At 61.5% G+C, this 21,417-nt stretch carries 24 protein-coding genes; 16 read left to right on the top strand and 8 right to left on the bottom strand.

What is annotated here, in order from left to right:
- Positions 1-74: 74 nt before the first annotated feature.
- The 3 genes from R2855_05520 to R2855_05510 form a co-directional block, all read right to left on the bottom strand.
- Positions 75-548, bottom strand: coding sequence for a VOC family protein (locus tag R2855_05520; GenBank protein ID MEZ4530474.1), 474 nt, complete (start codon positions 546-548; stop codon positions 75-77).
- Between the two features lie 528 nt (positions 549-1,076).
- Entirely contained in the window at positions 1,077-3,614 is a 2,538-nt protein-coding gene (locus tag R2855_05515; protein MEZ4530473.1) for an SH3 domain-containing protein, read from the bottom strand.
- A 123-nt stretch (positions 3,615-3,737) separates the two neighbouring features.
- Positions 3,738-4,685, bottom strand: coding sequence for a ring-cleaving dioxygenase (locus R2855_05510; GenBank protein ID MEZ4530472.1), 948 nt, complete (start codon positions 4,683-4,685; stop codon positions 3,738-3,740).
- A gap of 166 nt (positions 4,686-4,851) precedes the next feature.
- On the opposite strand from R2855_05510, the gene R2855_05505 reads away from it, so the two are divergent.
- From R2855_05505 to R2855_05460, 10 genes are all read left to right on the top strand, one after another.
- Positions 4,852-6,168, top strand: coding sequence for a metallophosphoesterase (locus tag R2855_05505; protein MEZ4530471.1), 1,317 nt, complete (start codon positions 4,852-4,854; stop codon positions 6,166-6,168).
- A 57-nt stretch (positions 6,169-6,225) separates the two neighbouring features.
- Positions 6,226-7,272, top strand: a complete 1,047-nt coding sequence (locus R2855_05500; GenBank protein ID MEZ4530470.1) for a Gfo/Idh/MocA family oxidoreductase — start codon at positions 6,226-6,228, stop codon at positions 7,270-7,272.
- Positions 7,273-7,277: 5 nt separating this feature from the next.
- Positions 7,278-7,592: an L-rhamnose mutarotase gene (locus tag R2855_05495; protein ID MEZ4530469.1), complete on the top strand. Its 315-nt coding sequence runs from the start codon at positions 7,278-7,280 to the stop codon at positions 7,590-7,592.
- Entirely contained in the window at positions 7,589-8,776 is a 1,188-nt protein-coding gene (gene rhmD / locus R2855_05490; GenBank protein ID MEZ4530468.1) for an L-rhamnonate dehydratase, read from the top strand. Before R2855_05495 ends, rhmD begins: the two co-directional genes overlap by 4 nt.
- Before the next feature lie 299 nt (positions 8,777-9,075).
- Positions 9,076-9,354 (top strand): DUF2277 domain-containing protein, encoded by a 279-nt coding sequence (locus tag R2855_05485; protein ID MEZ4530467.1) that lies wholly within the window; start codon positions 9,076-9,078, stop codon positions 9,352-9,354.
- A 16-nt stretch (positions 9,355-9,370) separates the two neighbouring features.
- Positions 9,371-10,636: an RNA polymerase sigma factor gene (locus R2855_05480; protein ID MEZ4530466.1), complete on the top strand. Its 1,266-nt coding sequence runs from the start codon at positions 9,371-9,373 to the stop codon at positions 10,634-10,636.
- 97 nt (positions 10,637-10,733) lie between these two features.
- Positions 10,734-11,849 carry a hypothetical protein gene (locus R2855_05475; protein ID MEZ4530465.1) on the top strand — a complete coding sequence of 372 codons (1,116 nt, stop codon included), beginning with the start codon at positions 10,734-10,736 and terminating at the stop codon, positions 11,847-11,849.
- Positions 11,846-12,142 (top strand): MoaD/ThiS family protein, encoded by a 297-nt coding sequence (locus tag R2855_05470; GenBank protein ID MEZ4530464.1) that lies wholly within the window; start codon positions 11,846-11,848, stop codon positions 12,140-12,142. Before R2855_05475 ends, R2855_05470 begins: the two co-directional genes overlap by 4 nt.
- Positions 12,143-12,183: 41 nt before the next feature.
- A complete protein-coding gene (locus R2855_05465) occupies positions 12,184-12,537 on the top strand; it encodes a YciI family protein (protein MEZ4530463.1) in 354 nt (117 codons plus the stop codon).
- Between the two features lie 144 nt (positions 12,538-12,681).
- Positions 12,682-13,038 (top strand): YciI family protein, encoded by a 357-nt coding sequence (locus R2855_05460; protein MEZ4530462.1) that lies wholly within the window; start codon positions 12,682-12,684, stop codon positions 13,036-13,038.
- 598 nt (positions 13,039-13,636) lie between these two features.
- Here the strand turns inward: R2855_05460 and R2855_05455 are convergent.
- Positions 13,637-14,008 (bottom strand): metalloregulator ArsR/SmtB family transcription factor, encoded by a 372-nt coding sequence (locus R2855_05455; protein MEZ4530461.1) that lies wholly within the window; start codon positions 14,006-14,008, stop codon positions 13,637-13,639.
- Between the two features lie 135 nt (positions 14,009-14,143).
- Between R2855_05455 and R2855_05450 the strand changes: the two genes are divergently transcribed.
- The 5 genes from R2855_05450 (at position 14,144) to R2855_05430 (ending at position 16,105) form a co-directional block, all read left to right on the top strand.
- The gene (locus R2855_05450) at positions 14,144-14,776 is read left to right on the top strand and encodes a M81 family metallopeptidase (GenBank protein ID MEZ4530460.1); all 633 of its coding nucleotides are present in this window, start codon (positions 14,144-14,146) and stop codon (positions 14,774-14,776) included.
- 296 nt (positions 14,777-15,072) lie between these two features.
- Positions 15,073-15,396, top strand: a complete 324-nt coding sequence (locus R2855_05445) for an MlrC C-terminal domain-containing protein (GenBank protein ID MEZ4530459.1) — start codon at positions 15,073-15,075, stop codon at positions 15,394-15,396.
- Positions 15,397-15,401: 5 nt separating this feature from the next.
- Positions 15,402-15,566 (top strand): hypothetical protein, encoded by a 165-nt coding sequence (locus tag R2855_05440; protein MEZ4530458.1) that lies wholly within the window; start codon positions 15,402-15,404, stop codon positions 15,564-15,566.
- Positions 15,530-15,697, top strand: coding sequence for a hypothetical protein (locus R2855_05435; protein MEZ4530457.1), 168 nt, complete (start codon positions 15,530-15,532; stop codon positions 15,695-15,697). Before R2855_05440 ends, R2855_05435 begins: the two co-directional genes overlap by 37 nt.
- Positions 15,698-15,706: 9 nt before the next feature.
- Entirely contained in the window at positions 15,707-16,105 is a 399-nt protein-coding gene (locus R2855_05430; protein ID MEZ4530456.1) for an aminoglycoside phosphotransferase family protein, read from the top strand.
- A 10-nt stretch (positions 16,106-16,115) separates the two neighbouring features.
- On the opposite strand, the gene R2855_05425 is transcribed toward R2855_05430, so the two are convergent.
- Both R2855_05425 and R2855_05420 read right to left on the bottom strand, forming a co-directional pair.
- On the bottom strand, positions 16,116-16,379 hold the full coding sequence (locus tag R2855_05425) for a hypothetical protein (protein MEZ4530455.1): 264 nt from the start codon (positions 16,377-16,379) through the stop codon (positions 16,116-16,118).
- A 141-nt stretch (positions 16,380-16,520) separates the two neighbouring features.
- The gene (locus tag R2855_05420) at positions 16,521-17,936 is read right to left on the bottom strand and encodes a sugar ABC transporter substrate-binding protein (GenBank protein ID MEZ4530454.1); all 1,416 of its coding nucleotides are present in this window, start codon (positions 17,934-17,936) and stop codon (positions 16,521-16,523) included.
- Positions 17,937-18,160: 224 nt separating this feature from the next.
- Here R2855_05420 and R2855_05415 point away from each other — a divergent pair, with 224 nt between their 5' ends.
- Complete coding sequence (locus tag R2855_05415) at positions 18,161-19,543, top strand: sugar ABC transporter substrate-binding protein (protein MEZ4530453.1); 1,383 nt, start codon at positions 18,161-18,163, stop codon at positions 19,541-19,543.
- Positions 19,544-19,611: 68 nt separating this feature from the next.
- Here the strand turns inward: R2855_05415 and R2855_05410 are convergent, their stop codons facing one another.
- A complete protein-coding gene (locus R2855_05410) occupies positions 19,612-20,433 on the bottom strand; it encodes a carbohydrate ABC transporter permease (protein ID MEZ4530452.1) in 822 nt (273 codons plus the stop codon).
- On the bottom strand, positions 20,426-21,331 hold the full coding sequence (locus R2855_05405) for a sugar ABC transporter permease (protein ID MEZ4530451.1): 906 nt from the start codon (positions 21,329-21,331) through the stop codon (positions 20,426-20,428). Before R2855_05405 ends, R2855_05410 begins: the two co-directional genes overlap by 8 nt.
- Positions 21,332-21,417 lie beyond the last annotated feature (86 nt).

Raw genomic sequence — 21,417 nt, 5'->3', positions numbered from 1 at the left:
ACAAGGACAAGGCCCGGGCGCGCTGCCCGGGCTTTGTCACATGAATACGATCTCCGCCTGGCCGCGCGACCAACCTACTCGCCAGCGTAGGCTCGCTCCAAAGCCGCAATGTCGAACTTCTTCATTTGCATGAATGCGTCGACAACACGCCTGGCGCCATCAGGATCGCCGTCCATGAGCTCCTGCAGCCGGGTCGGCACGATTTGCCAGGAAAGACCGAACTTGTCTTTCAACCAGCCACACTGGCTCTCTTCTCCGCCATCGGCAGTGAGAGCGTTCCAGTAGTAGTCGATCTCTTCCTGATCCTTGCAAGCCACAGAGAGCGAAAACGCTTCGTTGAGCTTGAAATGGGGTCCACCGTTGAGTATCCGAATCGGCTGCCCATCGAGCTCGAACTCGCCCACCATCATGCCTCCAGGGGGCACTGGACCACCCTCGCCCCAACTGCTGCGGTCGAGGATCTTCGAATTCGGGAAGAGCGTGACATAGAAATTCATGGCTTCTTCGCCGTTGGCATCGAACCAGAGAAACGGTGTGATCTTGTGCATGGGATTGCACCTCCTTCGGACAGTTGTCGAGCGGCGCAACCGATTTTCGACAGACTGACGATAATTGGACCAAACCTGCCATTGAATGCCGGAGGATGAGCATGTCTGACTTCGAGAAGCGAAACGACGGCGAGGTGCCAATAGGCATCGAGGTGATCGGTTACGATGGCCGTCCGTTGGGCTAGGTGCGTGAGGCGCATGAGCACTATTTGCTGGTCGGGACGAGTTCGCCTCATAAGGATCTCGAGGTGCCCGTGCAATCGATCCTGGGGATCGAAAACGGCAAGCTTCGAGTGCATGTCACAGGAACGTCATCCTCTCCGGTGGACGATGAGGAAACCGCTCATCGGCTCGACTGAGCGAGCGCGAGGGTGAAACGGCTCCGCCGAAGCGACGTTCACGCCAATCGCAGCGAAACGCGCGCGCGTGAGGACAAGGCGAGGCCCGGCTCTGACAGAGTCTCGAGCCGGTGACTCACGGCTCCATCACCGCTGAGTCGTTCGCTGGCGTGCCAATTCTCGTGCCAGTTTAGCTGCTGAGGAGTTCCTCGACGGTCACGATCTCGAGGCCACGCCCCAGGAAGTACTGGATCATGTTATCGGTGGCAGCCCAGTCGAGTCCGTCTGCGCCGACATGCATGAGGATGATGTCACCCGCGCCCATGGGATACATGCAGCGATTGAGAATCTGCTGCTCGCTTGCCCCATTCCAGCCAAGCGAATCGCATGTCCACATCACGGCAACGTAGTAGCCACCCGTGTAGACATCGCGCAAGACGGATGCATTGATGTCGCCGTACGGTGGCCGCCAATAGGGCGCCATTTGGTAGCCGGTAATGCTCTCGACAATGGCCTCCGCCCGGTCGAGCTGATCCACCCGTCCCGCGCGGGTCAGCACGGTGGTCGAGCTCGATCCACCGGTGAATGAGGGGTGACTCCAGGTGTGGTTGATGAGCTGGTGGCCCTCAGCCACCATGCGCGCCACGAGATCGGGGTTCTCCTGCGCCCACAGACCCGTCATGCCAAAGGTGGCGTGCACCCCGTAGTCGGCCAGGACGTCGAGGATGTATCCGGCCATGCCGCGATCCGCCCCGGCATCGAAGGTGAGGGCGATCTTGCCGCTACTGGTCGACCCGCCGTAGATCACCATCGAGCTACCGTCGCCCGGCTCGTCGGGCGGTTCGGGCCGGGGTGTGACCGTGCCATTTGGCGTGGGAATCGGACCGCTCACGCGAGCAAGGTATTGACTCGCGACCCACCCGGTCACACTTCCGAATTGCAGCTGGCACCAGGTGTATCCGTTCGCGGATACCGGACCACCGCGCACGGTCCCGCGCTCGCCCTCGGAGAGCGTGCGGATGATCGTGCCGGACGTGGAGGGGGTGGAACGCAGATTCACCGAGGTCGTCGCGCGCGCAATATCACCGTAGCCAAGCGTTCCGCAGGAGCCGACGGTTGGCGTGATCGACGGCGTGCGTGTCACAGTCGGCGTGGTGGTCGTTGTACGTGTGATCGACGGCGTTCTGGTCTGTGTCGCTACGGGTGAGGTCGACGGCGTGCGGGTGACAGTAGCGGTGGGAGCCACTCCGGTCCGTGCCAGATATGGCGCCGCGACCCAGCCAGTTCCGCTCGGCATCTGCACCTGCCACCAGCTCATGCCGTTGGCAGTCTGCGGTCCGCCTAGCACGGGTCCTTGCGAGCCAGATGGCAACACGGTGATCACCGTAGCCTGTGTGCCAGGACCTTCACGCAGATTCACCCGCGCGGTCGTGCGCACCAGGTCGCCGATCGCGATTCCGGAGGCCGGCGTGGTTGCGACGGTGGTGACCGTTGGTGTCGCGGTAAGCGTCGCCACCGAGGTAAGGACCGGTGTCGTGGAGCGCGTGGGTGTCGATGTCACTCCGCCTGACGTGGCCCGTAAGTAGTCGGCGGCAGCCCAACCGGTCCCAAGCGAGGTGGAGATCTGCCACCATGACCGGCCGGTTGCCGTTTGTGGTCCCGCCAACACCGTACCGATCGTGCCAGTGGGCATCACGGCGATAACAGACGCGGTGGTGCCCGGCCCGGATCGCAAGTTCAACAACTGAGTTACACGCACCGTTCCGCCGATAGTGATGTTCCCCGCCGTTTGCGTTGGCGTGCGCGTGGACGTCGGTGAAACAGTCCGCGTAGGTGTGCTGGCAACCGGTTGCTCGGCGAGATAGGTCCCAACCGACCATCCAGTGCCGGACGTCGTCGAGATTTGCCACCAGGTATATCCGTCGGCGCTCTGCGGCCCGCCGAGAATCGTCCCGGTCGTACCTGCGGCAAGCACCGCGATGACGGTACCGGACAGACTCGGCGCCGTGCGGAGATTGAGCGCTTCGGTGACCCGCACCGTCGACCCAATGCCGATCGCCGCGGGAGCCACCTGGGGCTCGTTGGTTGCGGTTGCGCTCGGAGATGCTTCGATGGCAACTTCGCCTGTTGCTGTTTCCGTGGCCGCGATGACTGGCGCCAACAGGCAAAGGAAGGCGCCCGAAAGCAGCCCGGCCGGAGCGCGAAGACCCGCGTCTCCGCCCACCGACCCTCCAAAGGGACGATAGTCGTAGTAGTACGCAGGGCTTTCCAAGACACCAATCGTGTCCGGAACGATGGCGCCGAGCACGGTGCCTCCCGCCAACGCATCCCAGCTAAAGGTCGGCGGATCTGTCGCATAGTCGACGAAGAGGTTGCCGCCCGCTGCGCCGTCGAGAGCGCTCCAGGTGACATCCGTCAGCAGATCGACCCAAAGGCCCATGCTTGTCGCATCGATCGATGAGCAGGGATCGATGCCATCGAACACATCGACGGTGTCGATGGCAATGAGCGTCGGAGTCACGAGTGACAGCGGCGCAACCGGCGCCTCGGTCTCGACGGGGACATCTTCCGGGGGTGAGTAGGTCGGTTCGACTGGCGCGACTGGCGAGCCGTCAGCCGTCTGCGCGGCAACCGGCATGACATGCGTGCTGCCCGAAGCAACGAGCGCGATCAGCAAGACCGCCAACGCCAATCGGCGCACGAACGCTGTGAACGTTTCCAGTCGCATCTCACTCTTCCCCGGCGAGCACGTGAGCGGCATGACGCTCAGTGCGGGATCCTCCCAGCCATTTCAACGAATTCTGGAACGATCGAATCATACACGGCCAGCGGTCACAGGCCGTGTGAGTGGTCAATCGATGGGCTTCAGGTTGGCGACGATCTCGGCACGATGCGGCTCGAGGAAGGGCGCGAGCACGACCTTCTCGCCAAGCGACTCCAGGTCTTCATCGACACCGAATCCGGGACCGTCGGTCGCGATCTCGAAGAGCACTCCTCCCGGTTCACGGAAGTAGAGACTCTTGAACCAATAACGATCGACTCGACCGCTGTTCGGCACGCGCATCTCGAGCAACCGGTTCGCCCAGGCATCGTAGTCGGCATCGGCGGAGCGGAACGCCACATGATGCACCCCTCCGGCGCCCTGTCCCGCCACCTGCATGCCTGGCTGCACGGCCACGTGCAGCTCGGATCCCGCGCCGCCAGGACCCATCTCATAGACATGAACGGTGTCGTTCGGGCTATCCGGCACGGGATAGGTGCGCACGGGCCGCATGCCCAACACCTGCTGCAGAAGAAGATCGGTCGCCGCCAGATCGGGGATCGACATGGTGATCGGTCCCAGGCCGCGAATCTGGTTCTGCGAGGGGACGGGGCTTCGATCCCACGGATGCGGCTCGCCGGCGCCGGAATCATCGATCAAGGCAAGTCGCTGGCCCTCGGGATCCTCGAAATCGAGCGTCAATCGGCCGTCGCGAACGGTGGGGATGTCGTGCGTGACGCCCATCTGCTGGAACCGCTCGGTCCAATAGTCGAATCCGTTCGACCCGTCGACGCGCAACGCGGTGCGGGTGATCGAACGTCCACCGCGACGCTCGCGTGGCACCGGCCAGTCGAAAAAGGTCACGTCCGTTCCTGGGCTGCCCAATGCGTCCGCGTAGAACAAATGGTAGGCAGAAACGTCGTCCTGGTTGACGCTCCGTTTCACCAGACGCATACCAAGGGTTTCCGTGAAGAATTGCTTGTTCTCACGAATCTGCGCCGAAATCGCCGTGAGATGGTGAATGCCAAGGAGTTCCATACTGCCTCCCGCGAAGCGTTTCGTCGAGATCGATCCACTAGATGCAATGGTAGGCGGCAAACCGCTCGCTTCCCAATCCGCGGAATGCGCGGAGATTGCTATCCTGTCGCATTCGACCGTCGTTTGGCGAACTCAGCTTCAACGTAGACGTCCAGGAGGTTCGAAGATGGCGACACTACTCTTTCGAATGAAATTGGTTCCGCTTCTCGTCCTGGCACTGGTGAGCCCGCTGGGCTGGGTGTCGGTGAACGCTGACGCAACGCCCGTCTCATCGCCAATGGCAAGTCCAACTGCCGTCGAGGATTGGCCAACCTGGATTGCCATGGGTCCAAGCGATACGATCATTGCGCGGGCGGTGCGGTCATCGACCTGTCCCCAGATCACCGTCGACGGGTCGACCGGTTCGATGGACATTCGGGCGCTGCCGGTCGAGGGCCATCCCAACGTGGTTTGTGAATCGACCGTCCCAGCCGGATCGACCCAGGTCTCGATCGATGGCCAACTCATGCCATTGCCGGTCGATGACCCGCAGCGGATTGCCGTCCTGGGAGACACGGGCTGCCGGCTCAAGGCTCCGGAGCATTTCCAGGCGTGCAACGACCCTGCTCAGTGGCCTTTCGCGCGTGTCGCTTCCGAGGCGGCAGAATGGGATCCCGATCTGGTCATCCATGTCGGTGACTACATCTATCGCGAGGCTCCCTGTCCATCGGACAATGCTGGCTGCGCTGGAAGCCCCTATGGCGACAGCTGGTCGACCTGGAGCGCGGATTTTTTCGAGCCCGCGGGATCGTTGCTCGATGCGGCGCCCTGGATTTTCGTGCGTGGCAACCACGAGGATTGCAGCCGGGAGGGCAATGGGTGGTTCCGCTACCTCGACCCAATGCCGCTTCCCGAGACCTGCCAGCCAATCACGCAGCCGTATGCGCTTTCGATCGGCGATGTGCAAGCCGTTGTGCTCGATGTCGCGTCGGCTCAGGATACGAACCCGACTCCAGACGTGACAGACGCTTTCAAGCCGATCTTCGAGCGTGCGTTGGACCTCGCCAAGGACAAACCAACCTGGCTCCTGACCCACCGGCCCATGTGGTCGATGGGAGCGACCAGCTCGGGCGCGCCGACAGAATGGTCGACGGCCACCTACGACCAGACGGGATTTTCGCAACAGTCGTCCGCGTTCGACCTCGTGATTGCCGGTCACGTCCATATGACGCAGCTCGTCTGGTTCACACCTGAGTCGCAACGCGCCCCGCAGCTCGTTGCCGGCGGTGGCGGTACGGAGCTCGATAACTTTCCGAGCGGAACGTTCGATGGTGCGACACTTGGCGATCCGGAGCTCGAACACGGTTGGCGGTGGCGAGACTTTGGATTCATGACGATCCAGCCGGTCGATACAGGGTATGTCACCGGTGTGCGGTTGCTGGACGGAACCTCGCCCGCAACCTGCCTATCTGTCGGCCCGGAACTCACCTGCTTGCCTGGTTGAGTCCGACTACGATTCCCTCCAACGATCGATCCGCACCAAGTCGAAGGAGACGAGCGCATGGCGAACGCCAGGGTGGGAATCATTGGATCGGGCTGGTGGGCGACACATGCGCATCTTCCGAGCCTGACAACGTACGCCGACGCCGAGGTAGTCGGCCTGGCTGATCTCGATGGCGAACGAGCGCGCATCACAGCCGATGCGTTTGGCGTGCCGAACGCATTCTCTGACCACATGGAACTGCTGGCGCTGGAACCCGACGCCGTCATCGTCGTCACCCCGCACCACACCCACTACCGGCTGGTGAAGGATGCGCTGCTCGCCGGCGCCGATGTGATGGTCGAAAAACCGATGGTGCTCGACCCGGTCGAAGCGCGCGAGTTGGTCGACCTGGCTGCCAGCCAGGAACTGCACTTGCACATCGGCTATCCGTTCCCATTCACACGCCATTCCCAACTGCTGCGGAGCATGATTCAGGCCGGAGAGCTGGGCGACATCCTGCTCACGTCCACCAACTTTGCCACCATCGTGCACGACTTCTACCAGGGCAACACCGACATCTTCGGCGAGATTCACGAAGGGGCGCTCTGGGCTCCGGGAACCGAAACGTACAGCAAGGTCGCCAAAGGGGGCGGCCAGCTCTATACCCAGGTCACGCATGCCTCCTCGCATGTCTTTTTCCTGACTGGATTGCGACCAGCGAAGGTGGCCGCCTTTCAGGGATCACGCGATACCGAAGTCGACGAGTGGGACGCGATTTCGTTCCAAACGGAGACTGGATCGGCGGGAACGGTCGCAAGCACCGGTTCAGTGGGCCGCGGTTCGCCGACAGTCGAAGGGAGCGCCATCTTCGGCACGAAGGGGCACGCCCAGATCGACATTCGCAACGGGCTGCTCGACATCACGCTTTACGACGGCCGAACGATTGTCGAACCGCCGCTGGAAGCGCATGAGATCTATCCGCTCCAGGCAACTTCTCGACAGCTCGTCGATACCTTCCTGGGCCGCAGTCCGGCCGTCGCGCCTGGAGAACTGGGCGCGCTCACCGTGGAGTTTTTGGATGCCGCCAAGCGATCGGCGCAAAGCGGCCAAATCGTGGAGATGTAGGAACGATGCGACGTGCTTTCAGGATGCGGCTCAAACCAGGCTGCGAGGCGATCTACAAGAAGAAGCACGAGGCGGTCTGGCCAGGCGTCGAGGCTGCGCTGTTGCGCGATGGCGTGACCTCGTTTTCTATCTACCGCAGCGGACTCGATCTCTTCGCGTACATCGAATCGACGCAGCCGGGCCGCGATCCGAGCGAAGCAGATCAGATCACCCGCGACTGGTGGCTCATGATGGAGCCGTATATGGAATACAACGACGACCATACCCCCAAGACCTGGGACCTGGATGAGATGTACCACCTGGAGGCGGAGCAAGAATGACCCGGCGCGACGATCGCATAGCTGAGATTCGCGCGTCCATACCCTCAGAGACCGTCAGCGGCTACTTCGAGAAGACGCCGGGCCACTGGATCATCGATTCGGTGATCGCCAACCCGATGTCGGTCTATCCGGAGTATCACGCTCGCCGTTCGAGCTGGGGCTCCAAGGCAAACGGCACAGTTGTCGTCGAACTGGCAACTGAATCGGGTCTGGTGGGAATCGGTCTGAGCCAAGGCGGCATTCCCGCCGCGCGCATCATCATCGATCACCTCTCCCGTTTCCTGCTCGGATCCGACCCGCGCGACACCGAGCGTCTCTGGGATCAGATGTTCCGCGCCACGCTCCCCTATGGCCGCAAGGGACTGCCGATCTGCGCCATCAGCGCGGTGGACATTGCCCTGTGGGATCTTTGCGGGAAGATTCGCGACGAACCGGTCTACAAGCTGCTCGGCGGGGAGACAAAGAAGGAGATCCCCTGCTACGTCACCGGCCCACAGCCGCTGGCAGCAAAGGAACTCGGCTTCTTCGGAGGCAAGATGCCGTTGCCACATGGACCTGCTGACGGTATCGAAGGGCTGAACGCCAACGTCGAAATGGTTGCGAAAGCGCGAGAGCAGGTTGGCCCGGATTTCGACCTGATGCTCGACTGCTACATGGCGCTGGACGTCCCATATACGATCGACCTCGCCAACGCGGTGCGTCCCTATCGAGTCCGGTGGATCGAGGAAGCCCTGCCTCCGGACGACTACGATGGCCACGCCCGCATCAAGGCTGCGTGCCCCTGGCAGCGATTCTCCACCGGGGAGCATGAATACACCCGCTACGGATTCCGCGAACTGATCAATCGATCGAATCTCGATATCCTGCAACCCGACCTCGGCTGGGTCGGCGGGATCACAGAAGCGAAGAAGATCGCCGCCATGGCGCAGGCGTACGACCTGCCGGTGATTCCGCATGGCAGCGGTGTGTTCTCGACCCATTTCCAGATGGCCTCGGCGAATGGGCCGTTCCAGGAAGTGCTCGCCATGAGTCCGACCGGGGACCAGATCGTCCCGATCTGGAACGGGCTCATCGAAGGCGATCCGCTTCCCGAGAACGGTGTCGTGCGGCCGCCCGATCTCCCGGGCTGGGGTATTTCGCTCGGCAAAGGCAAGACCACGCTGGTCGATTCCATCGCAGTCTGATCTGAAAAATGGGCGCCAAAGCAGCTCCGCAGGGCGCCCGTCTCCACCAGATCGACCGGCTCTCCGCCCGCAGGTAACGATCCCCGCTCCAGCCAATCGTCGCTTTCCGCCGCGCCATCGCCTGGCTGGAAATTCCGCGCCGCAACCAATTCCGCAGTCTGGGCATGACCCCAAAGATGACTCGCGGTCAATCGCGCTTGACTCCCCCCACGAACACTTGTACTATACGTACATAGCCGAAACGCGCCGGACACTGTACGAACACACATCGTCCCAACCCGATCGGAGTGCCCCGGTCCATGTGTCGTAGCATCAAGCCGCTCTTCAATTTCGATCCTCCCGCCACAGACGAAGAGGTCCATGCGGCCGCGTTGCAGTTCGTTCGCAAGCTCAGCGGCATGACCAAGCCATCGGCCACGAATCAGGCTGCGTTCGACCAGGCAGTCGATGACATTGCCGTGGTCACCAGGCGGCTCATCGATTCACTCCAGACCACGGCGCACCCGAAAGACCGCGAGATCGAAGCCGAACGCGCCCGCGCCCGATCGATGTCCCGCTTTGCCCACCCGTCCGGATGAGGAGGTTCGTCACCGCATGACCGTCGCCACCATCGACGCCAACGAACTCATCTCCCAGATCTATCAGGACGAAAGTCGGAGAGTCTTCGCAACGCTGGTGCGCCTGCTTGGCGACTTCGACCTTGCCGAAGACGCGCTGCAGGACGCCTTTGCCGCAGCCATCACGCAATGGCCGCGCGATGGGATTCCCGACAATCCACGCGCCTGGCTCGTCTCCACCGGTCGCTTCAAATCGATCGACGGCATTCGCAAGCGAGCGCGTTTCGATGCCTCGCTGGCAACGCTCGCCCGCGATCTGGATGAGCGAATGGAGGACGAGTACGACCTGGACGATGCCGACGGAATCGGTGACGACCGCCTCAAGCTGATTTTCACCTGTTGCAATCCGGCGCTCTCCCCCGAGGCGCGTGTCGCGCTGACCCTGCGTGAGGTCTGCGGATTGACGACTGAAGAGATCGCGCGCGCGTTCCTGGTGACACCATCCACTCTTGCGCAACGCATCGTGCGCGCGAAGAACAAAATCCGGGACGCTGGCATTCCCTATCGCGTGCCGGAGCCTGCCGAGCTGAAAGAACGGCTCGACACCGTTCTGCAGGTGATCTATCTCGTTTTTTCCGAAGGGTACTTCGCCTCGTCAGGCGAGATGGCCATTCGCGCCGACCTTACGGGTGAGGCCATCCGCCTCGCCCGCCTGCTCGGACAACTGCTGGACGAACCAGAGATAGACGGACTCCTGGCGCTCATGCTGCTGCATGAGTCACGCCGGGATGCGCGGACAGACAGCGAAGGCAATCTGGTCCTGCTCGACGATCAAAACCGCGCACTCTGGAACCAGGCGCAGATTGCCGAGGGCACTGCTCTGGTGGAACGCGCATTGCGATCGCGCAGATTCGGGACCTACACCATTCAGGCTGCCATCTCGGCCGTGCACGCCACATCGCCGACACCGGCAGACACCGACTGGGTGGAGATCGTCGGTTTGTACGACGTGTTGCTCGCCACCACACCCAGTCCAGTCATCGAACTCAACCGCGCCGTCGCCGTCGCCATGCGCGACGACCCACAGGACGGAGTTGTCCTGATCGATGGCATCTTCGCCGAGGGGAAGCTGCTCGACTACCCACTCGCCTGGTCGACGCATGGAGAACTGCTCCGTCGAAGCGGCGAATTCGAGCGTGCGCTTGTCTCATATCGCAAGGCGCACGATCTGTCGCAACAGGAGCCGGCCCGCCGTTATCTCCAGGAGCAGATCGACGCTTTGCGCATAACGCTCGGAGCCTAGTCCCGCCTGTCGAATTCGTCCCGGCCGGACCGACTATTGGACAGAGTATTGGGGGTCACAGCACGCGGTCTTCGCGTTTTCTTCCGGGAGGGATCGTATGACAGGAGTTCGAGTTCTCGTCGGCACCGTCAAGGGCGCATTCATCTTCGAATCAGATGAGGCCCGCAAGAAATGGAATATCTCCGAACCGCAGTTCCCCGGATGGGAGATGTATCACCTCAAGGGCTCGCCCGTCGATCCAAATCGAATCTACGCCTCGCAATCCAGCAGCTGGTTCGGCCAGACGATGCAGCGTTCGGACGATGGAGGAAAGACCTGGGAAGTTATCAACAACCAGTTCGAATATGCCAACGATCCTGGCACGCATCAGTGGTATGACGGTAGCCAGCATCCCTGGAAGTTCGCGCGCGTCTGGCATCTGGAGCCTTCGCTCAGCGATGCCGATACGGTCTTTGCAGGCGTCGAAGATGCGGCGCTCTTCAAGTCCACCGACGGCGGCCAGTCCTGGAATGAGTTGCCTGGATTGCGTGACATCTCGGGGCCGAAATGGCAACCCGGCGCCGGAGGAATGTGCCTCCACACGATTGTGCTCGATCCGAATGATGAGAACCGCATTGTGGTCGCCATTTCGGCTGCCGGCGCCTTTCGTTCAGATGATGGCGGCCAGACGTGGAAGTCGATCAATCACGGACTCAAGTCAGAATGGGAACTCCCCGACCCGGTGGCCGAGGTCGGCCACTGCGTGCACAACATCACAATGCATCCCAGCAAGCCGGACACGCTCTTCATGCAAAAGCATTGGGACGTCATGCGCAGCGACGACGCGGGAGACAACTGGTTCGAGATCAGCGGCAACCTGCCGAGCGATTTCGGATTCCCGATTTCGGTGCATGCGCACGAGCCGGAGACGATTTATGTCGTGCCCATCCTGAGTGACCAATTCCACTACCCACCCGAAGGCAAGCTCAGGGTCTACCGATCACGGACCGGTGGCAACGAATGGGAAGGACTGACCAAGGGGCTGCCGCAGGAGAACTGCTACGTCAACATCCTGCGCGATGCAATGGCAGTCGATGCCTGCGAATCTGGCGGCGTCTATTTCGGAACCACGGGTGGGCAGGTCTATGTGTCTCCTGATTCCGGTGACACCTGGGAGACAATCGTGCATGACCTCCCGCGCGTGCTCTCGGTAGAAGTGCAGACGCTGGCATGATCCGCGTGCTCCTCCCGGGCCATCTGCGCACGCTGGCGGGAAGTGGCAAAGAGGTCGTGCTCGATGTGCCCGCTCCTGTGACGCAACGATCGGTGCTGGACGCGCTCGAAGCCGCCTACCCAACGCTGCGGGGGACCATTCGCGATCAGCAAACGAAGGAACGGCGCCCGTTGGTGCGCTTCTTTGCCTGCAAGCAAGATCTCTCCCATGAACCGCTCGACATGCCGCTTCCTGAGGAAGTCGTGAGCGGAAGAGAGCCGTATATGATCGTCGGAGCGATGGCTGGAGGTTAGTCTCCAGCCACTCCATTCACAACTCGAGGACCAGAAACCCGATGCGATACATGTTGCTGATCTACGGCCAGGAAGGGATTCAGGACAACGACGAGCGCGAGGCGTGCTTCGTGGAGTCGACCAGGCTGGCGCATGATCTCGCCAAGGAGGGCGTCTTTGTCAGCGCATCTCCGCTTCACTTCGTCGACCGCGCCACCAGCGTGCAGGTGCGGGACGAGAAGCGGCTGGTAACCGATGGCCCGTTCGCCGAGACACGCGAGCAGCTGGGCGGCTATTTCATCGTCGATACGGAGAATCTGGACGATGCGCTGGACATCGCCGCAAGGATTCCGGGCGCGCGTTGGGGCACCGTCGAGGTGCGTCCCATGCTGGATATTCCGGGCCTCCCTGAATAGCGCAGCTCCCCGCTTCCGCCCAGGAGCCATGCAATCTCCGGTCCGCCAAGGCGAGCCGAAGAGAGATCGCCGCTTCTGTCGAACAGCGTGCCAATCGAACGACAATCAGGTACACCAAAGGAGCATTTCGGGAAGGAAACGACCGTGAAGTATCTCTGCATCGCGTTTCAGGACCCGGAGAAACTCGATGCGTATACCGACGCAGAGTTTGGGCAGATCATAGAGCGCGTTCAGCTCTATCTCGAGGAGTTGAACGAACACGGCAACCTTATCGATGCCTCACGACTTCAGGGTCCATCGAGTGGTGCGGTCATTAGGGTTCGTGGCGGTCAGATGTCGATTACAGACGGCCCGTTCATCGAGACGCGCGAGCAAATTGCCGGCTACTACCTCATCGAAGCCAACGATCTGAACGACGCCATTCGGATCGCGGCCAGGAGCCCATCGGCCCATCTCGGAGTGGTCGAAGTCCGTCCACTCAAGGAACTCGGACCGCGCTGAAAATCCGCTCCGTCGCGACTCGATCGGCTCCCTTGCTCCGCGGGTTTGCCAGGAAGCCTGGAATCCCGAATGAGACACCGGCGCGCTTGGCGCCGGTGTCTCATTGCGGTTTCTTCGCCAATCAAGGCTATGCCATCGTCGCCAGCAATTCCTCGAGCCGGTCGTACGACTCATTGGCGCCCGCTTCCATTCCGGACTGCAGCGTACCGTCGCGATCCTCCGCAGGCCAATGTTAGTCGATGCTGCGCGTGCCCACCTCGACTTCAGGTCAACAATCATCGATCTGGTCGAAATGTCCCGGCATCGCTCAACTCGAAAGAGGTCACGACACATGGCGGGTGAACTCCAGGAACTCTTGGAACACGCAGTCCGGTTCCATCCTGTACACGCTGGATAATGCCGCGCCATTCATGACCTCTGCCCGTCGAACGTCGACAGATCGTCGTGAACTGCGCTGCCACGCTCACCTGGCAATCAGGTCAGAGTTCGGTAAAAGCGCCGACCACCAACTCCTTGCAACGCCCGAATGACCACTGCATGGTGATTTCGGTATCGGAAACGATTTCTGCTGGTTGTTCTCTGGGGCTGCTCGTTGAATTCAGTCTTTCTGGCGTTCGATCTCTTCCTGAGTGCCAGGCTCGTGCGATGCCTGAAGCTCCAGCAAGAGGTCATCGAGACGGGCGAACGACTCCTCCCAGATCTCGCGGTACGTTTCGATCCAGCTCCTTGCCTCTTCCAGCGGAGCGGAGGTTTCCAGGCAGCATGGTCGCCACTGGGCATCCTTGCTCCGGCTGATCAGACCCGCCCGCTCCAGCACCTTGAGATGCTTCGAGATGGCCGGCAAGCTGATATCGAATGGTTCCGCGAGCTCATTGACCGTCGCCTCACCTGTCGCCAACCGAGCAAGAATTGCCCGCCTGGTTGAGTCCGCGAGTGCTGCGAAGATCAGATCGAGATGGTCGTCGTTCACGCCTGTAGTTATCCAATCGGTTAATTAACCTATTGGTTTTATACAGCGAGCTGCACGGTCTGTCAACCGGGACAACGCAGTATTCGACAAGTCCAGAGTCGATCGGCGGAATGTGTTTCCAACCAGCCCATCGGCGTGCGCGCGCAAACCGTCAAACTGCTTTACTTCCGGCATTGCTTCGATTGCCCGGGACTGGGGAGGAATGCCGTGAAGATCCTGATTGCCGAATGCCGTCAAGAAGTCTCCAGCTTCAATCCGGTGAATACCGGACTGGGTGATTTCATCATTGGTCGCGGGGACGCGTTTCTCGAGTCCCACCGCGGACGGCGGACGGAAGTCGGAGGAGCGCTCGAAGTCTTCGCTGAGGCGGGAGTCGATGTCGTCGGCAGCTACAGCGCCCAGCTCATCACCTCGGGCGGCATTCTGGCGGCAGATGCCTGGCACACGATGGAATCGGAGTTGCTCGAGCTCGTGCGCGCCAACATCGACGGAGTGGATGGCATCTACGTCGCGCTGCATGGCGCGATGGCGACGACCGACGAGCTCGATCCCGAGGGCTATCTGCTCCAGGAGATCCGCAAGATCGCCGGCTCCGAAATACCGATCGTTGCGTCGCTCGATCTGCACGGCATTTTGACCAACCGGATGCTGGAAAACGCGAATGCCTTTTCCGTCTACCACACCTATCCACATGAGGATTTCGATTCCACCGGTCGTCGCGCGGCGCGGTTGCTCCTGAGGATCCTGCAGGAGGGCGCAGGCCAGTAACGGCGGTGGTGCGCATCCCGGCGCTCGTTCGAGGGGACGAGCTGATCACGGCATCCGGCAAGATCCGAAAAACCGTCGACCGGTGCGTGCAGCTCGAGAAGTCCGGGCGAAACACTCTCGGCTGCCCGCGTCAGGCAACCGGTATTCACCGATGTGCCGGAGCTCTGCTCGCTCGCGATCGTCACCACGGATGGCGATGCCGACTGCAGCCGCCACGGGCGCTTTCCTCGCCGAAACGTTCACCGGACGACCGCTGCCGTGCAGCAAAGCCATACACCATTGACGAAGCGCTCGACATGGCAACCGGTGTGCAGGGGACAACAGTGCTGATCGATGCCGCCGACGCAACCAGTTCCGGCGCCTCGGGCGATTCGAACGCCATTCTGGCGGCGGTGCTGAAGCGAGATTTCCCCGGTCGCGGACTCTTTCCTATCGTCGATGCACCCGCGGTGCAAGCTGCCTTCGCCGCCGGCGTGGGCTGTGATCTCGAGCCTGCTCGGAGGCACCCTCGATCCCGATCGATTTCCGCCGGTGACAGTCACCGCGCGAGTGAAGCTTCTGTCTGGCAGCCAGATTCGCTACGAATCCGCATGGCTTCGGTCCGGCCGATGCGGGTTTGACCGCGGTGCTGGAGGTGGAACAGCATGTGGTGGTCGTGACCAGCCGTCAGGTGAGCCATTTCGACCGGTCGCTCTTCCTCGCGCATGGCCAGAATCCGCAAGACTTCGATATCGTCGTGCAGAAATTAGCTATTTGCCTACTGCCTTCCGGGATTGGGCGGCGCAACTGATCGGCGTGGATGCGCCCGGTTCCACCAGCGCGAACCTGCCCTATCTGGGCCACACGATCTGCCGCCGACCGATGTATCCACTGGAGCTCGATACGGTCTTCGAACCACAGGTCGAGCTGTTCGCCCGCTAGACGAGGCAGATGGAAAAAACCATCGATCGAGATCAGCTCGCGGAGGTGATGAGAAGATGGCGGCTAACGCCAGACGGATCTCCCTTCACAACGCATAGCAGCGTCCTGATGCCAGCATTGCGTGACGGCAAGCCGGTGATGCTCAAGCTGACGCCCGAGCCGGATGAGATCAGGGGCGGAGGACTCCTCGAATGGTGGGACGGGCGCGGCGCTGTTCGTGTACTTGCACGAGATGCAGGCGCATTGCTCATGGAGCGGCCGACCGGTACTCGTTCGCTCGTCCGGATGGCGCTCGATGGCCAGGACGAGGCGGCAACCGATATCCTCTGCGCGGTTGCCGCGGAACTTCATCGTCCGAGGAAGCCAACCGCTTCCCCCCCTCGAACCCCTCCAGGCGCTCTTCGATGAACTCTTGTCGTCAGAATCTGACGACCCGCTCATTCGAACCGGCAAGGCAATTGCCGATGAGCTCCTTGCAGATCAGCGCGATCCCGTTCCCCTGCACGGAGATCTCCAGCATTCCAACGTTCTCCACGCGGGAGGCGATCGATGGGTTGCCATCGATCCCAAGGGACAGTTCGGTGAACGCGCCTACGATTTTGTAATCTCTTCCCTGCTTCCGATCGGGACGATTGGAAACGACCCGGCGGTGTTTGCTCGCCGACTGCAGGTCGCAAGCCATGCCGAACTCGACCCTCGACGACTCAGCGCATGGATCGTGGCGTTCTGCGCCCTCTGCCTCGTCTGGGACTACTATCCCCAGGGGCAACTCGGCGGCCGCCGAAGTTGGCGCAGCTGGCAGTCGCCCATCTCGATGAAACGCCTAGTCCTCGGTGCCGGGAATGCGGTTCGGCGACGCCATCTGGAAAAGATCGCTGGAGCTTTCGTTCGAAAAGGTGGTCCGCTCCATCACCTGCGTGATGGCAGCATCGACATCGCCATCATCGTAGAAGGCCTTCTTGAAGGCGCGGTCCATTTCCCACACCGCGCTCGGCCAGGTAGACGTCGAAGGCAGCGGCCGGCTGATCGCAATGTTGTCCAGATAGACCGAGGCGCTTCTTGGCGACTGAGCGTAGCCCAGGAGGGAAGCCGCGCTTCCGCCCTTGAGGAAGGCATCCGACTCGGCCACACGCTTCATCGAGGGCACCGTGCGGCCCGACTCGGCCAGGATCTTCTGACCCTCTTCGCCCATGGCGAACTCGAGGAACTTCCAGGCCCCGTCCTTGCGCGGCGAACCGGACCAAATCCCGATCCCGTCGCTATGTGAGACGTTGGCTGGCACGAGTCCCACCGGCAGCGGAGCGACATCCCACGGCACTTCGGCGTTGTCCCGCAGGTACGCGACGACACGGCGGCTCTGGATCAGCATCGCGGATTGCCCGCGCAAGAAGCGCTGCGTGTCATCCAGCAGCATCCGGTCCGCCTGAGTAGGCGTCGCCCCGATCCCATTCGGGCCAAGATTGGTGATGAATTCGATCCCCGTGCGCGCTTCGGGTGTATCGAGAGTCAACTTGGTCGGCTGGTAGACATCGTCGAAAAGCTCGCCCCCAGCGCCCCAGACTCCCGCCGCGAAGCGATGGATCGTCGGGTCGAACGCGACGCCATGCACCTCGGGAAACCCATCGCCATCTGTATCACGGGTGAGCTTCTCGGCGGCGGCAGTGAATACATCCCAACTCCAGCCGGTGGATGGATCGTCCAACCGAGCGGATTCGAACATCTCGGTGTTGAAGTAGACCACCAGGCTGGATAGATTCTGCGGAATTGCCATCAGCGGCTTGTTCATGGGCCGGAAGAGCGCGAGCGCCTCGGGATAGAAATCCGACTCGCTCAACGATCTGCTGTCCGCCAGCCAGGTGTCGAGCGGCTCCAGCACGCCCCGCGTGTCGTAGACCCCGGCGTCGCGGTAGGTAAAGAGGAAGACGTCGGGTGGATTAGGTCCTGTGAACGAGGACCGCAGCCATTCAGGGTACTTGCTGGCAGGCAACAATCTCCCCAGTGGCGCGACATTCGACGAGGAAATCACCACTGGCTCGATCTTGATCTCGTCCTGCACGTCCTCGAAACGGTCGATCAGTTGCGCATATGCCATTGCCTCAGAAGGGTCGGCAAAGAACGCGAACCGGACTGCATCCGCCCCGAGAGATCCTTCCGGCCGCATCAATGTCGCCAATCCGGCGGCTGGAACTGTTTTGAGCAACGTCCGTCGCTGCAGTTTCGATTGCATGGGATCGTTCATGATGGAGTGCTCCGAAACGAAAAAACGCGTGCGATCGGATGAATGCGCGCCGGCGCACTGTGAACGTCAGCCTGGCGCAAGGTTTCGTCAAGTGTGATCCATTGGCCACGATCCGTCGACAAGCATTGCGCTTCGTTGCTTGCTCAGGCAGACTGAAGACGAGTGAACGACCGCAGGACGACGGACCGCTCGCGTCATGCCCGTGTGTCTCTGGAGGTGAACCTTTGAGCGTTCTACGCATGCGCTTCCATCTTTTCGCCGCAACGCTTCTGCTCCTGGGCGCCAGTCTGGCGCCGCTGGTGGCGCAGCACGCTGATGCCCAGGCGTCGAGCGAGGTCCGCTTCGCCTTCTGGGGTGACCCGGCCGAGGAAGCCGCCTATACGGCGGTGGTGGAGTCGTTCGAAGCAAGCCATCCGGAGATCGATGTCACCATCGACTACACACCCGGTCAGGGAGACTACTACCGCAAGATCGCGTCCGACTTCGCAGCCGGCAATGCGCCCGATGTCTATCTGACCAACTACCGGCAGTTCGGCCAATATGCGGGCGCTGACGGTCTCACCCCAATTCAGTCATTCATCGACGGCAGCCAGGTTATCTCCGAGGATGACTACTACGGGCTCTCGCTCGATGCGTTCCGCTTTGGCGATGCTGGAGCGCTTTATTGCCTGCCGCAGAACATCTCCAGCCTGGTCGTCTATTACAACGAGGACATGTTCGAAGCCAATGGCGTGCCACTTCCCGAAGATGGTTGGTCCTGGGATACCTTCGTCGCTGCCGCGCAAGCGCTGACCCAGGATACGGACGACGATGGGTCCATCGACCAGTTTGGCGTGGTGGTCGAGCCTTCCATGTACCGTATGGTCTCGTTCATCTGGGGTGCGGGCGGTGAAATCGTCGATGACACCAACCACCCGACTACATTGACCATCGATTCTCCCGAGGCGATCGACGGGCTGACCAAGTTCATCAGCCTTGGCGCAAGCGGATACAACGTGGTTCCGACCGAGGAAGAAGTCGCGGCGGAGTCCGACCAGGATCGTTTCATGCGCGGCGGGGCAGCGATGTACATCCAGAGCCGGCGACCTGTTCCGACGCTGCGCGAGATCGAGGGCTTCAGCTGGAATGTCACCTCGCTGCCGGTGCTGAACGAAGCAGCCACGGTCCTGCACAGTGACGCGTTCTGCATGTCGGCGGATACCGCGAATGCCGATGCGGCCTGGACCTTCATCGAGTACGCCGGCAGCGCCGACGGGCAGCTCCTGCTCGCGGAAACGGGACGGACGGTGCCGTCGATGATCGCCGTTTCGGAATCGGACGTCTTCCTGAAGGGCGAACCACTTACCGCCGAGGCCAGCGCAGCAGACGCTTCGCAATCATCGACTTCTGACGAGGACGGAGCGCTTCCACCATCCAACGCGCAGGTCTATCTCGACAACATCGCGATCATGCACCGGCTGCCATCGACATCGACCTGGGTCGAGGTCGAGGATGCCTTCAACGCAGAGTTCGACCGCTCGTTCTACATCGAGGATTTCGATGTCGCGGCGGCTGCGGCGGCGGCCATCGAGAGCAGCAAGGACGCGTTCGCCCGCGCCGAAGGCTAACTGCTGGCCATTCAGGTCTGAATCCAGGGGTCTGGGGCAGCGGCATTCGTCGCAGCTCCGGACACCGGCTACCGAATTTCCCGAAGCTCCCGCATGAAGACTCGTTGCGCGAGCACGAAGACAACCACCACCGGAACAATCGTGAGCACGGACCCTGCCATGATGATTGGCCAGTTGGTGTTCTCGAGACTGTAGAGCATGCGCAGCCCAAGCGACGCGGTGAACTTGTCTGCCGTGCGCATCAGCAGCAGCGGTTCGACGAAGCTGTTCCAGTAGTGCACGAACGCGAGCACGCCAACGGTCACGATCGCGAACTTCACCTGCGGCAGACCGATCCCGGCCCAGATGCGATAGGCTCCGGCGCCATCCAGTCTGGCTGCGTCATAGACCTCCTTTGGGATCGTGGAAAACGCCCAGAGGAAGAGCAGCACAAAAAACGGCGACGTGCCCATCAGCGCAGGGACCATCAGGGCGGTCCGCTTGTTCATCAATCCCGCTTCCTTGAACAGGAGAAAACGCGGAATCCAGATTGCCGTGAGTGGCACCATCAAACAGAGCACCGAGAGTCCCACCAACCGAGCACGCAACCGATGCGGCAACTGCGACATCGCAAACCCCGCAAGTGAGGCGAAGAGGATGGTGACGGGAACCGCCACTCCGGCAACGATCAACGAGTTGAGCGCGAATCTGCCGCCGTCCACCACTTCGAAGACGGTGCGGAAATTGCTCCAGATCGCCGGTGAAGGGAGCCATTCGATCTCCCGGGGCAACGGTCGTCCCGTTTCGCGCAGTGAGGTCACCACAGCCCAGTAAAGCGGGAGCAGGAAGACAACGCACACCAGAGCCGTCAGCGCGGTCCACGCCAATGAGCGCAGCGTTCTCCTATCCATGCCGTCCCAACCCGTCATGCCAGCGATAGGTCAAGCGATACTGGAGAAACAGGATCGTTCCGGTAATGGCGTACATCGCCACGGTCATCGAGGCCGCGTAACCGAATCGGAGATACATGAACGCCGTGTTGTAGATGTACATCGGGAGGTACATGGTGGCGTAATCCGGACCACCGCCCTTTCCGACGATCAACGCGGGAACGAAGTTCGCCTGGAAGCTGAAGATCGTGTCCCGGAAGAGGAGTATGAGCAGCGCCGGAGCGATGACTGGCAGAATCACGCTCCGGAAGGTGCTCCAGGCGCCGCCTCCGTCGACGGCAGCTTGATCCGGAAGGTCGGGATCGACACTACCCAGCGCGGCCAAGCAGACGATGAATCCTTCGCCCAGCTGCCAGACCATCATGAGGACGATGCCGAACCTGGCGGTGACCGGATCCACCATCCAGTCCGGACCATCGATCCCAAACGCTCCCAGCATCAGATTCAGCGGGCCATAGAGCGGATTGAGAATCCAGAGCCAGATGAGCGCCCAGGCCAAATCGGGCATGACCGTCGGTAAATAGACGATGGCCCGGCCGATCAGCGACTCACGGCTCGGGCGTTGCAGCAATCGCGCGAACGCAAGCGCCCCGACCAGACGCAACGGCACGGCCAGAACGATATAAAGCAGCGAGTTGAAAACCGCAATGCGAAAAACATGATCGTGCGGGAGCCGGCGGAAGTTTTCCAGCCCTGCCCAGGCTGGTGGCTGGATCGCGTTGTAATCCGTGAGTGAGAGCGCAAACCCCGCCAGCCCAGGGCCGAGAACCAGGAGTACGAGTCCGGCAAGGTATGGGAACAACATGACGCCGTGGGCAACATGCTGCGAGTTTCGTTGCCACCAGCGCGCTGGCATCATGCGGGCTTTCCGGCGACCAAGCTCATCGCGCAGCTCACCTTGCTCGTTCAGATGAGACCGGCATCGTTGCTCGCAAGCCTAGCAGA

This window comes from Thermomicrobiales bacterium, from assembly GCA_041390825.1.
Lineage (GTDB): Bacteria > Chloroflexota > Chloroflexia > Thermomicrobiales > UBA6265 > JAMLHN01.
Note: the sequence above shows the minus strand (reverse complement) of the source record. Positions and strands in the feature narration are given on the sequence as shown.

Bases quoted from the DNA above. Each gene is read 5' to 3' on its own strand.
- R2855_05420 (MEZ4530454.1), bottom strand. From the start codon at position 17,936: ATGAACGATCCCATGCAATCGAAACTGCAGCGACGGACGTTGCTCAAA.
- R2855_05510 (MEZ4530472.1), bottom strand. From the start codon at position 4,685: ATGGAACTCCTTGGCATTCACCATCTCACGGCGATTTCGGCGCAGATT.
- R2855_05515 (MEZ4530473.1), bottom strand. From the start codon at position 3,614: ATGCGACTGGAAACGTTCACAGCGTTCGTGCGCCGATTGGCGTTGGCG.
- R2855_05430 (MEZ4530456.1), top strand. From the start codon at position 15,707: ATGGAAAAAACCATCGATCGAGATCAGCTCGCGGAGGTGATGAGAAGA.
- R2855_05480 (MEZ4530466.1), top strand. From the start codon at position 9,371: ATGACCGTCGCCACCATCGACGCCAACGAACTCATCTCCCAGATCTAT.
- R2855_05410 (MEZ4530452.1), bottom strand. From the start codon at position 20,433: ATGGATAGGAGAACGCTGCGCTCATTGGCGTGGACCGCGCTGACGGCT.
- R2855_05405 (MEZ4530451.1), bottom strand. From the start codon at position 21,331: ATGATGCCAGCGCGCTGGTGGCAACGAAACTCGCAGCATGTTGCCCAC.
- R2855_05500 (MEZ4530470.1), top strand. From the start codon at position 6,226: ATGGCGAACGCCAGGGTGGGAATCATTGGATCGGGCTGGTGGGCGACA.
- R2855_05495 (MEZ4530469.1), top strand. From the start codon at position 7,278: ATGCGACGTGCTTTCAGGATGCGGCTCAAACCAGGCTGCGAGGCGATC.
- R2855_05520 (MEZ4530474.1), bottom strand. From the start codon at position 548: ATGCACAAGATCACACCGTTTCTCTGGTTCGATGCCAACGGCGAAGAA.
- R2855_05485 (MEZ4530467.1), top strand. From the start codon at position 9,076: ATGTGTCGTAGCATCAAGCCGCTCTTCAATTTCGATCCTCCCGCCACA.
- R2855_05425 (MEZ4530455.1), bottom strand. From the start codon at position 16,379: ATGGCTTGCGACCTGCAGTCGGCGAGCAAACACCGCCGGGTCGTTTCC.
- R2855_05465 (MEZ4530463.1), top strand. From the start codon at position 12,184: ATGCGATACATGTTGCTGATCTACGGCCAGGAAGGGATTCAGGACAAC.
- R2855_05445 (MEZ4530459.1), top strand. From the start codon at position 15,073: ATGGCAACCGGTGTGCAGGGGACAACAGTGCTGATCGATGCCGCCGAC.
- R2855_05470 (MEZ4530464.1), top strand. From the start codon at position 11,846: ATGATCCGCGTGCTCCTCCCGGGCCATCTGCGCACGCTGGCGGGAAGT.
- R2855_05505 (MEZ4530471.1), top strand. From the start codon at position 4,852: ATGGCGACACTACTCTTTCGAATGAAATTGGTTCCGCTTCTCGTCCTG.
- R2855_05475 (MEZ4530465.1), top strand. From the start codon at position 10,734: ATGACAGGAGTTCGAGTTCTCGTCGGCACCGTCAAGGGCGCATTCATC.
- rhmD (MEZ4530468.1), top strand. From the start codon at position 7,589: ATGACCCGGCGCGACGATCGCATAGCTGAGATTCGCGCGTCCATACCC.